The organism is Helicobacter sp. 23-1045 (assembly GCF_053654655.1).
This window is the reverse complement of record NZ_JBSIUR010000004.1, coordinates 147,397-161,718: the sequence shown is the minus strand read 5'-3', so window position 1 is coordinate 161,718 and position 14,322 is coordinate 147,397. Positions and strand designations below refer to the sequence as shown.

The following is a 14,322-nucleotide window of genomic DNA, read 5'->3' as shown; positions in this document are numbered from 1 at the left end:
CTCGCAGAATCTACCGCAGATTCTGCGAATACTACTTGATTTCCTTCCATTTGCTTGTATCTAACACATCTTCAACTTCCCACACTTTTTCAAAAATCAATCCATCATTTCTCTGCGCCTTCTGCGTCCAGTGGATATTTAGCGTGTGAATGATTTTGCGATTTTTGGGATAATTTTGCAAGATATTTTTTTCATCGCACGCATTTAATTTATCGCATAAAATCCCATAAACATCGGCATTACTCATTAGTCGCATATCCGTTTTTAGCGCGCCATTCGCATTAAAATGCTTTATCATCAAAAGCGGATTTGGATTATTTCCAAGCGATTTTTTAGGCATATTATGCTCAATTATGTCATTATAACTATGGTCGCTAACTAGCGCAATCATCGTGTTACCATAGATTTTTTCCGCCTTTAAAAAGTGCAAAATTTTAATAGTTTCTTTTATCGCGCAAATTTCATTATCATAATGATTTGGATTCGCCACAAATGCGCGAAACTGCGCTGGAAGTTGCGAAGGGGCATTAAACTTTGGCGCACAATCCGCAGAATCCAGCGAAAAAGGATAATGCGTATGCATTGTATGGATGTATTTTAGCGTTTTTTGCGTGGCGTTTGTGTTTAGATTCTCCGCAATCATCGGTAGTTGCGAAGCATTTTTAAGTCCATTTATAAATCCGCCAATTTGCACTTTACTACCAAAAATCCACGAATAGTTCCCAAACTCAAAGTACCTATAAATACGCACACGAAAAGAATATGGCGCAAAATAAAATAATCCCATCGAAATCATCTCGCCAATGGGGCGATTTTTTGCGCGGAGATTCTGCACTAAGTCATCTAAATTATACGCATTTTTGTAACTCTCAAAATAATCATCGCCATATTCATAAATGTGGATTTTTGGCGCAGAATCTGCGTTTTGCAAATATGGCATTCCAAAACTACTCACTTCAAATCCCGCCTTTGCAAATTGCCTATAACTCTCAATCAAGGCATTTTTGGCACTTTTTGCATACTGCTCCAAAGACTTTTCTTTGTTTGCATATGGCGCAAGTGCGTGTCCGCTTAAAATCGTGTGCGCCGTCCGCGTGGTATGCCCATCCACGCTAAGTGTATTTGGATAGTAAGTAAATCCGCTAAATTCCCTCTCAAACTCGGGGAATTGCTCAAAAATATACTTCAAATGCGACCCGCTAAATCCATCAAAAAGCAAAATTAGCACATTTAAATCATCTTTACTAAAAGCAGTGAGTTGTCCGTGATATGCGGGTAAATTCGCAGAATCTGCGGGATTTTTGGAGTTAGATTCTGCGATTTTTGCAGAATCTAAATTGTGCGTATCTTTTATGATTTTATAGCAATAAATACCGCCCACAGCGACAAAACTAATAAAAAATACCCTAAAAATCACAAGAGTAATTTGCCTAAATCTTAACAGCACCATCGCCACCACGCACGATAAAATGCCGATTGCCAAATCCACGAATTTCCCCTGCGGTGCGGATAAATTATGCGGATTTTTAAAGGTGAAATTATCAATCTCGCTATAACTTTCACCCGTCATCACATTAAAATCTAACACAAAACAATAAATAAACCCAATGCTTAAAACCACGCAAAATGCGAATGTGCCGAGTTTCAAAAGTCTTGTTTTGTAGAAAAAACTCGTGGCGTAGATGAAAATCCCGCTTGTTAGGATGAAAAATCCCGCTAGCGCGCATAAAGTCGAGGTCGTCTGCGTGGCGTCAAACTGCGTCACATCGCTTGCATACAGCGCAAATGGCGAGAAAACGCAGATTAAAAAGCAAATATTTAAAATCGCAAAGATGGAAATATCGCGGTAAGTTTTGTAGTCTTTGTCGCTAAAATCGCCGTGCGATGGGAAAATCGCGCGAATTAGATTGCGTGGGAATTTGGGAAATTTGGGATTTGGGGGATTTGTGGGATTTGTGGGAGATTCTGCGAAATTTGCAGAATCTGCGGGATTTTGGGGATTTTTTGTATTAGATTCTGCGGATTTCGTGCGATTCGCAGAATCTCGTGTAAAATTTGAAGTTTTCGCAGAATCTAGCGCAGAATCCGCGTTATTTTTGCGATTAGATTCTGCGTTTTTTGTTTGATTTGCAGAATCTAATGCGGAAGTTTCGCTTAAAACTTCCCCATCCCTTGTGAAGGGCAATTCCAAAACTTCCCCCTCCCTTGCGGAGGGGGTTAGGGGGTGGGTAAATTTTATTTTAGATTCTGCGGATTTTGTGCGATTCGCAGAATCTCGTGTAAAATTTGAAGTTTTCGCAGAATCTAGCGCAGAATCTGCGTTATTTTTGCAATTAGATTCTGCATTTTTTGCAAAATTCGCAGAATCTGCCTTATCTAGCGCACCGCGCCGCTCTCTCTCTCTCTCTCTCTCTCTCTCTCTCGTGGCGTTTCATCAAAAATCTCTTTGAAAATCTCATCGAAAATCTAAAAAATCTCATTTGCAAAATCCTTTTTAAAAAAATAAAGCGAATTTTAGCGCATTTTTGCTACAATCAAAACTTAAAATTTCAAAACGGAGGGACAAAATGTCAAAACAAATTGTGATTCGACCAGAGGATAGCAAAGATGTAAGCGAGGTTTATAAGGAGCGCGGGAAGCTACAAGTTTTCAAACGCAAATTTTATGAGGACGAAATGTATAAGCTAGAAATCGAGCTTATAAAGTTTCAAACTTGGGTGATGAATAACAAAAAGCGCGTGTTAATCATTATGGAAGGGCGCGATGGCGCGGGAAAAGGCGGGACGATTAAGGCACTTACAAATCGCCTAAATGCAAGAGGACTGCGAATCGTAGCACTCCCTGCGCCAACAGAGCTAGAAAAACGCGATTGGTATTTTTTGCGCTACCTTATCAAGCTCCCCAGACCGGGCGAAATCGTGCTTTTTGATAGAAGCTGGTATAACCGCGCGGGTGTCGAGCGTGTGATGGGATTTTGCACACAGGAGGAATACCGCGAGTTTATCATACAAGTCTCAAATTTGGAAAATATGCTAATTTCAAGCGGACTAATCGTCTTTAAATACTTTCTAAATGTCGCGCGAGATGAGCAAAAAAGGCGCATAGAGCGACGCAAAACCGACCCACTTCGTATGTGGAAGCTAAGCCCCATTGACAACAAATCGCTAAATCTTTGGGATGAATACACGGAGGCATTTCAAAAGATGTTTTCACGCACGCACACTGCGGAGGCGCCGTGGATTTTGGTGAATTCTACGGATAAAAAACGAGCGCGAATAAATATCGCACGGGATTTGCTCTCAAAAGTCGATTACGATGGCAAAGACCAAACGAAAGTCTGCCTGCTAGCCGACCCGACAATCGTTACGCCATATTCGCAAGCGTCATTTTTCTCCCGCAAAGAGAAGAAAGAAAAAGAAAAAGACGGCAAAAAGGGGAAAAAGAAGTAGGATTTTTGGGGAGATTCTGCGAAAATTTGGGAGATTCTGCGATTAGATTCTGTGGTTAGATTCTGCTAAATTTGGGTTGATTCTGCGATTTTTACGCAATTTGCAGAATCTACATTACTTTCTGTCATTGCGAGATTCTGCGAAGCAGAATCGTGGCAATCCATACTTTTTTTGTCATTTTGAGCGAATAAAATGAGCGAAAAATCTCTATTTGTTGAATTTTGAGATTTTTCGCTACACGCGAGAATGACAATTAAAAATAGATTCTGCAATTTTTACGCAATTCGCAGAATCTCGCACGAAAAACGCAGAATCTCACACGCCATTATAAACAATCGAAGCATTGGTTGCTTCGCTTTGCTTGTAAATTCTATGGATTGCTTCGTTGCACTCGCTTCGCTTAGTGCGCCTCGCAATGACGAAATTTTTAGATTCTGCAAAAGGCAACAAAAACGCAGAATCTGCAACTAATTGTCATTGCGAGATTCTGCGAAGCAGAATCGTGGCAATCCATTTTTAGATTCTGCGTTTTTTATTTGATTCGCAGAATCTGCGAGATTTTTATCATTTTTGCTATCGCAAAAATTTTTGGATTGCTTCGTTGCACTTGCTTCGCTTCGTGCTCCTCGCAATGACGAAGTGGGAGCAGATTCTGCGATTTTGCAAAATCTCGCAATGACGAATCTATTTTGGATTTTAGATTTGCCAAATCTGCGGAATGACTACCCAAAACAAGCGAAGCGCAGTTTCCTATAAAAACAAATTGCACTCAAAACCTAAAACACATAACTCACGCTAACATAATAAAATATCCTATACGCCCTATCTCGCCCCACAGATGGGAAAACGAAAAATTGTCGGCGCGGTGCGGAATGATAAGTGTTGCGATATGCCACGCCAAACGCACTATTATCCACAAACTCGCTATATGGCGTGGTAAAAAGCGCGGCAAATCCCCACGCAATCGCACTCCCCACCAAAACCTGCCAAACGCTATGCTTCTCCGCATACACGCGCGATGCGCTAGTGGCGACACTTAGCGCGATGAGTGGCAGTGCCGGCTTCCACCCGTAGCGATAAAATACATATCCCGCCGCACTCATCGCCCCGCCTGCGTGCCCGCTTGGCATCCCCTTGTAACTATCGCAACACGGGCGTTTGGCAAATGCGATACTATATCCATTTTTATGCGCTAAATTAAAACCGCTTTTTATCCCTTCAATCGCGCCCTGCGTTGCTGCCGTGCCTAGCAATAATTGAAATGCGCCCCAATAATCCTCCATACTCTCACTCACAACGCCCACAGGCACGGGCATAAGCGTAAATGTATCGCCGAATTTTTCAAAGTCGCTTCGTGCGTGTGCGACAACGCAGATGATGAGATAAAAGATAAGTTTTTGCATTTGTTTCCTTTAATAGATTCTGCGAAAATTGCGCTAGATTCTGCGAATTTCCCCAAAAAACACGCTAGATTCTGCGAATTTCCCCAAAAAACGCGTGAGATTCTGCGAATTTCGTTTGAGATTCTGCGAAAATCGCGCGAGATTCTGCGAAAATCGCGCTAGATTCTGCGAATTATCTTACGCTGTCATTGCGAGACTTGCTTACAAGTCGTGGCAATCTATATTTAAAAAGTGGATTGCCACGACAATTCGCTTCGCTCATTTTCTCGCAATGACGAAATTCAAGCAGATTCTGCGATTTTCGTTCGTTTTCACGCGAGATTCTGCGAAAATCGCAGAATCTGCCCTACCCTACTTCCTCCCAAAAGTCATTTTTGGTGTTTTTGGGGACATTTTTGGATTGTGGGATTGCTAAAATCTTGTATTTTTTGGAGTATTCTAAAAATTTGATTTCCACAATATCGCCGATTTTTACCTCTCTACTTGCCTTTACAACCGCGCCATTTACGCAAACTAAATTATTTTTGATTAAATCCTGCGCCACGCTTCGCCGTTTTAGGATATTTGTCGTATTTAGAAAACTATCTATTCGCATTTGGATTTGCCCTATTTTCAGCACGATTCGCGCTCAAATTCACTTTCACAACCTTTGGATTTTCCGCCGTGTTGTAATAAAACTTGTATTTATCCTTGTAAATCACGCGCACAACTTCGCTTTTGCCATTTTGGATAATGCGGACATTTTCTTTTAAAAAGAGTTTCTGCCCCACGCTTTGCCCCACGCTCGGGATTAAAGTCGCCATCAAAATCATCGCACAAAGCAAATAAAGGATTTTCAAAAAATTACCATTCGCCACAAAACAAATCCCGCTAAACGCCCCAAACAGCGCGTAAAAATACAGATTTAGATTCTGCGTGAAAAATCCGTTGAAATATTCTTTGATTTCATAGGGCGCAAAATAATTTATCCAAACCCCGCCATAGAACATAATCAGCGGAAAAAGTCCAAAGATTGCGCCAAATGCGAGAGTTGAAAATATGCGTGAAATCATCGAATCTTCTTTAATTTGGATTTTTTGACTTTGAAAATGCGTGATGGCGAATCCTCGCGCAATCGGCGCGAATCGCTTACAATAATATCCGCGCTTTTTTTGGCGAATGTTTCGTCAAATCGTCCGCCATTTTTATTAGCTGATGATGAAAAAAGTGTGCCAAATCGCCTTAAAAAGGCGTGGTGGAGATTTGTGCCTTTGGTGCTAAAATCATCGCATACTACGCGAAATGACAACCCATTATCAAAAATAAATGTTGTCTTGTTTGCACGGCGAATCCGTTTTTGCAAGATTCGCGGGATTCGCGTGATATTTTTTATGTGCGCCAAATCACAGGATTCGCGTAAAATCGCTTTGTTTTTTGGGCTATTTTTTGCATTTAAGATTCGCATTTGATTTACGCTCAAAAATCCCGCTGTGGTGTCGCTCTGCGCTAAAAAAATGGCGTTTGATAAATCCATATTTTGTCCTAAATTTTTTTGATAGATTCTGCGTTTTTCGCAGAATCTGCGTTAGATTTTGTGCGATTCGCAGAATCTGCGTTAGATTCTGCGACTAAATATTCTTGCAAAGGTTTTGCGGTGTTTGGCGAATTTTTGCGCAATTCTTTTATCGCTTCTATCGCTACCGCTGTCCCTGCGATTGTCGTAAAATAGGGCAGATTTAGACGCACGACTTGGGCGCGAATCTGCCTTGCGTCATCTTTGCTAGACTTATTGTCGCTCGTATTTACGATAAGGCAAATCTCGCCGTTTGTCAGCATATCGTGGATATTTGGGCGTCCCTCGCTAATTTTTAGCACCTTGTGTGCGGGGATTTTATGCGCCTCCAAGCAGTCATAAGTCCCGCCTGTGGCATAAATCTTAAATCCAAGTTTGGCAAAACCCTTTGCGATTCGTGGCAACTCAGACTTGTCATTGTCTGCCACCGACAAAAGCACACTGCCCGATAACGGAATGACATTTTTGGAGGCGATTTGACTTTTGGCAAAGCTCATCGCAAAATTACGCGAAATCCCCATAACCTCGCCCGTGCTTTTCATCTCTGGTCCCAAAATCAAATCCGCCCCGTTTAATTTGCTAAACGGAAATACAGATTCTTTTACCGCGATATGATTTAGTGCCTTGTGGCAAAGCGGTTTTGCGCTAAAATCCACGCAATGAAAACTATCATAAAATTTCAACGCTTCTTTGAGAATGCCTTTACTTGTGGGATTTTGTGATTGATTCCACATAACCCTTGTGGCGATTTTGGCAAGTGGTATCCCTGTGGCTTTACTCACAAAAGGCACGGTGCGCGAAGCGCGCGGATTTACTTCGATGATATAAAGTGTATTTTGGTGGATTGCGTATTGAATGTTTAGTAAGCCCACGATTCCTAACTCTATGGCGATTTTTTCAGTGGTGGTGCGAATCGATTTTAGCATTTTCTCATCAATATTTATGCTAGGCAAAACGCTTGTGCTATCCCCGCTATGCACGCCTGCTTCTTCGATATGCTGCATAATCCCCCCGATATAGACTTCCTCCCCATCGCAAATCGCATCGACATCAAGCTCGGTAGCGTGGTCTAAAAATTTATCCACAAGCACGGGGCTAGACTCACTCACCCTCACCGCCTCGTCCATATAGGTTTTTAGCTCATCATCGCTTTGCACGATACGCATAGCGCGCCCACCTAGCACATAGCTAGGGCGCACAAGCACGGGGTAGCCGATATTTCGCGCTATGGCAAAGGCTTGCTCTTTGCTTGTGGCAGAGCCATTGGGGGGCTGATTTAGATTGAGCTTTTTAGCAAATGTGGCGAACTTCTCTCTATCCTCTGCGGTGTCGATTACCGCTGCCTTTGTGCCGATGATATTTGCGCTAATTGCCGTGAGATTTTTAGCTAGTTTTAGTGGCGTTTGTCCGCCAAAATGCACGATTATGCCATTTGGATTTTCTCTCTCTATCACCGCTCGGACGCGCTCAAAGTCGATAGGCTCGAAGTAAAGAGTGTCGCTTGTGTCATAATCCGTGCTAACGGTTTCAGGGTTGCAGTTATACATTATGCTTTGCACGCCTAAGTCTTTGAGCGCGAAGCTAGAATGCACGCAACAATAATCAAATTCGATGCCTTGACCGATGCGATTTGGACCGCCACCGATGATTAGGACTTTTTTGCTTTGTGCGTCATCTTTTTGGCAATTTGCCTTTACTAAAGAAACTTCGGCTACGCCTTGTTTTGAGTATGCAATTTGCGCCGTTTCCGCATAAACTGCGCTCTGGTGTTCCCCAAGTTCTATCTCGCTTGTTTCACGCGAAAATAATCCAAAGCAACACCGCAAATCCTTCGATTGTTTGTTTTGCGAATCGTGCGCTGTGTGAGATTCTGCGTTTGCAGAATCTACCCACCACCTAGCCCCCTCCGCAAGGGAGGGGGGATTTTGAGAATCTGCGTTTTCTTTTGAAACAATTCTAGTATTTGCGGTAGTGCTTGTGGAGTTTTTGCAAAATTTTGGGGCTGAGACTAGACTAGCGGTCTGCGAAGCCCCGAAATTTTGCAAATCTACGCAATGATTACCCAAAGACGAATTGCCAATAAAAAGATTCACAGGGATTGTCGAATAAAGATAAGGCGTCAAAGCCTCAAACTCCGCCGCACAAGTATCCACCTCCTCATATCTCGCCACTACGCCCATTGCCTTTCTAGCCGTGTAGATTTCGCCCTCACTCATCTCCACGCCCTCATTTTGCGCCAAAAGTCTAGCCAAAGCCTTATCGCTAAATCCCTGCGATTTGAGAGTGCGCATAGCCCCCTCATCGCGTAAAATCTCGCTACTCACGCCCCTTTCAGCCTCCACTAGCTCATAGATTTGGTGCAAAAACCATTTATCGATTTTGCTAAGCTCCGCGACTTCCTCCACACTAAGCCCCAGCCGAAAGCAATCCGCTACATACAAGATTCGATTTGCATTTGCTCTGCGCGTTTCTTTTTTCGCTAGCTCAATGTCGCTAGTCATACTATCCAACCCGCAAAATCCATTCTCCAAGCTACACAACGCCTTTTGCAAACTCTCTTTAAAACTCCCGCCAATCGCCATCACCTCGCCGATAGACTTCATCGAAGTAGTGAGAGTAGAATCTGCTAACGGGAATTTCTCAAAAGTAAAGCGCGGGATTTTGGTAACGATATAATCAATGCTTGGCTCAAAGCTCGCAGGCGTGCCTGTGATGTCATTTGTAATCTCATCTAGGCTAAATCCAACAGCTAGCATTGTGGCGACTTTGGCTATGGGGTAGCCTGTTGCCTTGCTCGCAAGCGCGGAAGAGCGCGACACTCGCGGATTCATCTCAATCACCGTCATTCGCCCATTGCTAGGATTTATGGCAAACTGCACATTGCTTCCGCCCGTATCCACGCCGATTTCACGCAAAATCTTAAAAGAAGCATCGCGCATTCGCTGATATTCTTTGTCGGTTAGCGTGAGCGCAGGGGCGATAGTGATAGAATCCCCCGTATGCACGCCCATAGGGTCGAGATTCTCGATAGAGCACACGATTATGCAGTTATCATTCTTATCGCGGATTACCTCCATTTCATATTCTTTCCACCCTAAAAGGCTTTCTTCGATTAAGATTTCATTTATCGGGCTTGCTTCTAGCCCCGCTTTTGCCAATGCCTTAAACTCCTCGATATTATACGCCACGCCACTGCCACCGCCCGCAAGTGTATAACTCGCACGGATAATAAGCGGGAATCCAATGCTTTGTGCCGCTTGCTCCGCCTCATCAAGCGTGTAGGCATAATGGCTCTTTGGCAAATCCATTCCAATTTTTAGCATAGCCTCTTTAAACGCCTGCCTATCCTCGCCTTTTTTGATTGCGCTAGGATTTGCGCCTAAAAATTTCACACCCTCTAGCGCACCGCTTTCATACATTTCCATTGCGACATTAAGCGCGGTTTGTCCGCCCATAGTAGGCAGTATCGCGTCAATGTTTTCGGCTTTTATGATATTTGCGATGACTTCTTGCGTGATAGGCTCGATATAAGTGCGGTGGGCAAAATCAGGGTCTGTCATAATCGTAGCGGGGTTTGAGTTTATCAGCACCACGCGGTAGCCCAAGTTTTTGAGCGTCTTTGCCGCTTGCGTGCCCGAGTAGTCAAACTCGCACGCCTGCCCGATGACAATGGGTCCAGAGCCGATGAGTAAAATAGTGTTAATGTCGGTGCGTTGTGGCATAGTCGTCCTTGATTTTTTCAAAATTTTTGGATTCTACACAATATGGACTTTAATAATCTTTAAAAAATGCAAAAAATAAATAATAATTCGCAGAATCTAATGCGCTAATTTTGTAAAATCGCAGAATCTAACAAATAATGCAGATTCTGCAATTTTCGTAAATTTTATCAATCCAAGCAAAATTATATCAATTCGCAGAATCTAGCGTAAGATTGTAATTATTTGCGGAATCTAATTTGTATAAAATTGCAGAATCTGCATTAGATTCTGCGAATCTTATGGATTTTATATAATTAAAAAAATAAAATGTATAAAATTTGAAGTGATTAAATTGTAAGAAATAAGTTAGAGAATTTTCTCTAATCCCTGCATCAACCTACATTCCCACGCTTGAAAAACGCAGTATCATCGGCAAAAAGAAGCTTAACTGCTAGGTTCGGGATGGAAAACTAGGTGTGTCCTTCTTTTTCATAAACACAAGGAAAAGAGAAAGGATAATGTAACACAAATAATTTGGATACACTATACTTTCTCTTTCATAATAGCCAATAGTTATAGACTAAACAAGGTAGTGCTCAATTAGAATATCAAATAAGCCAAACGGTCTATTAGTAGTAGTCAGCTAAACACATTACTATGCTTACACACCTACCCTATCAAGCAGCTAGTCTTGCTGCGACCTTCAGGGAGAGTTCATCTTGGAGTTGGCTTCCCGCTTAGATGCTTTCAGCGGTTATCACATCCACGCGTAGCTACGCAGCGATGCTCTTGGCAGAACAACTGCTACACCAGTGGCGTGTCCATCCCGGTCCTCTCGTACTAGGGACAGCTCTCCTCAACTCTCCTGCGCCCACGGCAGATAGGGACCGAACTGTCTCACGACGTTCTGAACCCAGCTCGCGTACCGCTTTAAATGGCGAACAGCCATACCCTTGGGACCTGCTCCAGCCCCAGGATGCGATGAGCCGACATCGAGGTGCCAAACCTCCCCGTCGATGTGAGCTCTTGGGGGAGATCAGCCTGTTATCCCCGGGGTACCTTTTATCCTTTGAGCGATGACCCTTCCACACAGAATCACCGGATCACTATGACCGACTTTCGTCTCTGCTCGACTTGTTTGTCTCGCAGTCAGGCTGGCTTATGCCATTACACTCTGCTTGCGATTTCCAACCGCAATGAGCCAACCTTTGCAAGCCTCCGTTACTTTTTAGGAGGCGACCGCCCCAGTCAAACTACCCACCAGACATTGTCCTGCTAGAGGATAACTCTAGCCAGTTAGCCCACAGAAACATTAAGGGTGGTATCTCAAGGACAGCTCCATCTCCACCAGAGTAGAGACTTCAAAGCTTCCCACCTATCCTGCGCATAATGCTCCCATGTGCAGTGCCAAGCTGTAGTAAAGGTCCACGGGGTCTCTCCGTCTTGCCGCGGGTAGGAGGAATTTTCACCTCCACTACAATTTCACTGAATCTCTCTTTGAGACAGCTCCCATCTCGTTACGCCATTCATGCAGGTCGGTATTTAACCGACAAGGAATTTCGCTACCTTAGGACCGTTATAGTTACGGCCGCCGTTTACTCGGGCTTCAATTCAATGCTTTGGGTTGCCCCTGACAAATCCTCTTAACCTTCGAGCACCGGGCAGGCGTCACACCTTATACTTCCTCTTACGAGTTTGCAAAGTGCTGTGTTTTTGGTAAACAGTCGGGAGGGACTCTTTGCTGAGACCTATTGCTAGGCACACCTTATCGCGAACTTACGGTGCTAGTTTGCAGAGTTCCTTAAAGAGAGTTCTTTCACGCGCCTTAGAATACTCATCTCATCTACCTGTGTCGGTTTGCGGTACGGGCAATAGTAGCTAAACTTAGAAACTTTTCTTGGCACGACGGTATCAGTGATTCTCCCCGCTATCCGAAGACTTTGGAGAGCCTTTTAGGTTTGACATACAGAGGCGGATTTGCCTATCCTCCAAGCTACACCCTTAGACTAGCACTTCCATCAGCTAGCTCACCTAACCCTATGCGTCCTTCCATCGCACACTACTATTGGTATTGGAATATTAACCAATTTTCCATCGACTACCCATTTCTGACTTGTCTTAGGACCCGACTAACCCTACGATGACGAGCATCGCGTAGGAAACCTTAGACTTTCGGCGAAGTGGATTCTCACCACTTTTATCGCTACTCATTCCTGCATGCTCACTTCGCATCGCTCCACCACTTCTTGCCGATATGGCTTCAACGCTGATACGAACGCTCTTCTACCACTCTATGCACCAGCATAGAATCTACAACTTCGGTGTCTATCTTAGCCCCGTTATATTTTCTGCGCAAAATCACTAGACCAGTGAGCTGTTACGCTTTCTTTAAAGGATGGCTGCTTCTAAGCCAACCTCCTGGTTGTCTAAGTAACTTCACATCATTTTCCACTTAGAATAGAACTTTGGGACCTTAGTTGGTAGTCTGGGTTGTTCCCCTTTTGACGATTGATTTTATCACCCACCGCCTGACTCCCAAGATAAGGCAATAGGTATTCGTAGTTTGACAGGGGTTGGTACCGCGGTAGGCAGCCCTAGCCCAATCAGTGCTCTACCCCCTATTGCTATCACTTGAGGCTATACCTAAATATATTTCGAAGAGAACCAGCTATCACCAAGTTTGTTTGGCCTTTCACCCCTATCCACAACTCATCCCAACCCGTTTCAATGGGCACGAGTTCAGTCCTCCATAAGCTGTTACACTTACTTCAACTTGGTCATGGATAGATCACTTGGCTTCGGGTCTGCAGCATCTGACTTAACGCCCTATTAAGACTCGCTTTCGCTATGGCTTCGCGTGTGCTTAACCTTGCCAGATACCACAACTCGCAGGATCATTATGCAAAAGGCAGTCCATCACCCTTGTGAATCCCTTTGAAGAATTAAGTTAAATTTAATCTAATGCAATGTTTTGCAAGATTAACATCTTGCAAAACCACACAGTCTATCTTTTTTAGTTGTTAGTTTGAATTCTACAAACATTGAAATAGCTAGACACTTATTTAATTTACACTAACAGCTTTCACATTCCTATTTACCTGCATCTCTCCACTCTTAATGTTGCAAGAATGACAAGTGGGAATAATATAAACAGGATTCCTACTACCACTTGTTAGTTGGATATGTGCACCATCTGTTGCTTTTTTGGTACAATTTTGTATTACACAATTCCCAGCCTGACTATCAGTATTCTTTTCCCAATAATCTAGCCAAGAATTAAAGCCATACGGTGATTTATCGTTGCTAGTTCCAATTTTGTGTATGACATTAGTTTGCCGAATTTCCACAACTTTAGCCATAATTAGCTCCTTAAATTTATTAATTTGAGAAAAAAATTTCAAAGTCAAAGAAATTATTGCAGAAAATATCAATTCACTTCTTTTCCTCAAATTTAATTCCTCAAAGGGACTCACAATAGGGCTCTGAATGATTGTAAGCAAATGGTTTCAGGTTCTATTTCACTCCGCTCACTGCGGTTCTTTTCACCTTTCCCTCACGGTACTTGTGCGCTATCGGTGTAGTAGTAGTATTTAGGGTTGGAGAGTGGTCTCCCCTGCTTCGGGCAAGATTTCTCGTGTCTCGCCCTACTCTGGATACTGCTACCTATGAATATTTTACGCTTACGGGGCTATCACCCTTTATAGCAGACTTTTCCAAGTCCTTCTGCTTTGATATTCAAGTGGATATTGCAGTCCTCAACCCCGAATGCAAGCACTCGGTTTGCCCTCTTCCCCGTTCGCTCGCCGCTACTAGGAGAATCTCTATTGATTTCTTTTCCTCTAGCTACTGAGATGTTTCACTTCGCTAGGTTCGCTCCATTTAAGGTAATGCGCATCACTACGCATTGGGTTTCCCCATTCGGAAATCTGCGGATCAAAGCCTCTTGACAGCTCCCCACAGCTTATCGCAGTCTAGTGCGTCCTTCATCGCCTCTACTACCCAAGGCATCCACCATTTGCTCTTAACAAGCTTATAAATGAGATATTCTAATTTACATTCACTACCTTGCTTAATCTATAATGATTAAACAAGCAAATTGTAATCTTTTACTATTGGCTATTAACAAAGAATTTTAAAACAACGCTAGACTTAAAAAGTCTAAATATATGATTCGTTTGATTCGTTGCGAATCGATTCACAAAAAATCACATATTTAG

The 14,322-nt window shown here is 43.2% G+C and carries 13 protein-coding genes and 2 rRNA genes; 4 read left to right on the top strand and 11 right to left on the bottom strand.

Annotated features, from left to right (window positions below; genetic code table 11):
- Window positions 1–31: 31 nt before the first annotated feature.
- On the bottom strand, window positions 32–2,191 hold the full coding sequence (locus ACWIUE_RS05885; protein ID WP_454135707.1) for a sulfatase-like hydrolase/transferase: 2,160 nt from the start codon (window positions 2,189–2,191) through the stop codon (window positions 32–34).
- Here ACWIUE_RS05885 and ACWIUE_RS05880 point away from each other — a divergent pair.
- On the top strand, window positions 2,175–2,450 hold the full coding sequence (locus ACWIUE_RS05880) for a hypothetical protein (RefSeq protein WP_454135705.1): 276 nt from the start codon (window positions 2,175–2,177) through the stop codon (window positions 2,448–2,450). The two genes, ACWIUE_RS05885 and ACWIUE_RS05880, sit on opposite strands and share 17 nt — an antisense overlap.
- 117 nt (window positions 2,451–2,567) lie before the next feature.
- The gene (ppk2, locus tag ACWIUE_RS05875) at window positions 2,568–3,449 is read left to right on the top strand and encodes a polyphosphate kinase 2 (RefSeq protein WP_454135704.1); all 882 of its coding nucleotides are present in this window, start codon (window positions 2,568–2,570) and stop codon (window positions 3,447–3,449) included.
- 65 nt (window positions 3,450–3,514) lie between these two features.
- Here the strand turns inward: ppk2 and ACWIUE_RS05870 are convergent, their stop codons facing one another.
- The 4 genes from ACWIUE_RS05870 to ACWIUE_RS05855 form a co-directional block, all read right to left on the bottom strand.
- The gene (locus ACWIUE_RS05870) at window positions 3,515–3,721 is read right to left on the bottom strand and encodes a hypothetical protein (protein ID WP_454135703.1); all 207 of its coding nucleotides are present in this window, start codon (window positions 3,719–3,721) and stop codon (window positions 3,515–3,517) included.
- Window positions 3,722–3,724: 3 nt separating this feature from the next.
- Entirely contained in the window at window positions 3,725–3,865 is a 141-nt protein-coding gene (locus ACWIUE_RS05865) for a hypothetical protein (RefSeq protein ID WP_454135701.1), read from the bottom strand.
- 116 nt (window positions 3,866–3,981) lie between these two features.
- Window positions 3,982–4,218 carry a hypothetical protein gene (locus ACWIUE_RS05860; protein ID WP_454135699.1) on the bottom strand — a complete coding sequence of 79 codons (237 nt, stop codon included), beginning with the start codon at window positions 4,216–4,218 and terminating at the stop codon, window positions 3,982–3,984.
- A 7-nt stretch (window positions 4,219–4,225) separates the two neighbouring features.
- The gene (locus ACWIUE_RS05855) at window positions 4,226–4,852 is read right to left on the bottom strand and encodes a phosphatase PAP2 family protein (protein ID WP_454135697.1); all 627 of its coding nucleotides are present in this window, start codon (window positions 4,850–4,852) and stop codon (window positions 4,226–4,228) included.
- Between ACWIUE_RS05855 and ACWIUE_RS05850 the strand changes: the two genes are divergently transcribed.
- The gene (locus tag ACWIUE_RS05850; RefSeq protein ID WP_454135695.1) at window positions 4,853–5,014 is read left to right on the top strand and encodes a hypothetical protein; all 162 of its coding nucleotides are present in this window, start codon (window positions 4,853–4,855) and stop codon (window positions 5,012–5,014) included.
- Window positions 4,968–5,267 carry a hypothetical protein gene (locus ACWIUE_RS05845; RefSeq protein WP_454135693.1) on the top strand — a complete coding sequence of 100 codons (300 nt, stop codon included), beginning with the start codon at window positions 4,968–4,970 and terminating at the stop codon, window positions 5,265–5,267. The genes ACWIUE_RS05850 and ACWIUE_RS05845 overlap by 47 nt, the downstream gene beginning before the upstream one ends.
- Here ACWIUE_RS05845 and ACWIUE_RS05840 read toward each other — a convergent pair.
- The 6 genes from ACWIUE_RS05840 to ACWIUE_RS05815 form a co-directional block, all read right to left on the bottom strand.
- On the bottom strand, window positions 5,199–5,447 hold the full coding sequence (locus ACWIUE_RS05840; protein ID WP_454135692.1) for a S4 domain-containing protein: 249 nt from the start codon (window positions 5,445–5,447) through the stop codon (window positions 5,199–5,201). The genes ACWIUE_RS05845 and ACWIUE_RS05840 overlap by 69 nt on opposite strands.
- Window positions 5,434–5,904 carry a hypothetical protein gene (locus ACWIUE_RS05835; RefSeq protein WP_454135691.1) on the bottom strand — a complete coding sequence of 157 codons (471 nt, stop codon included), beginning with the start codon at window positions 5,902–5,904 and terminating at the stop codon, window positions 5,434–5,436. The genes ACWIUE_RS05840 and ACWIUE_RS05835 overlap by 14 nt, the downstream gene beginning before the upstream one ends.
- Entirely contained in the window at window positions 5,901–6,365 is a 465-nt protein-coding gene (locus ACWIUE_RS05830; protein WP_454135690.1) for a Sua5 YciO YrdC YwlC family protein, read from the bottom strand. Before ACWIUE_RS05830 ends, ACWIUE_RS05835 begins: the two co-directional genes overlap by 4 nt.
- Window positions 6,366–6,373: 8 nt before the next feature.
- Window positions 6,374–10,126, bottom strand: a complete 3,753-nt coding sequence (gene carB / locus ACWIUE_RS05825) for a carbamoyl-phosphate synthase large subunit (RefSeq protein WP_454135688.1) — start codon at window positions 10,124–10,126, stop codon at window positions 6,374–6,376.
- 363 nt (window positions 10,127–10,489) lie between these two features.
- Window positions 10,490–10,608: ribosomal RNA gene (gene rrf / locus ACWIUE_RS05820) — 5S ribosomal RNA — on the bottom strand.
- Window positions 10,609–10,713: 105 nt separating this feature from the next.
- A 23S ribosomal RNA gene (locus ACWIUE_RS05815) occupies window positions 10,714–14,141 on the bottom strand.
- Window positions 14,142–14,322: the final 181 nt, after the last annotated feature.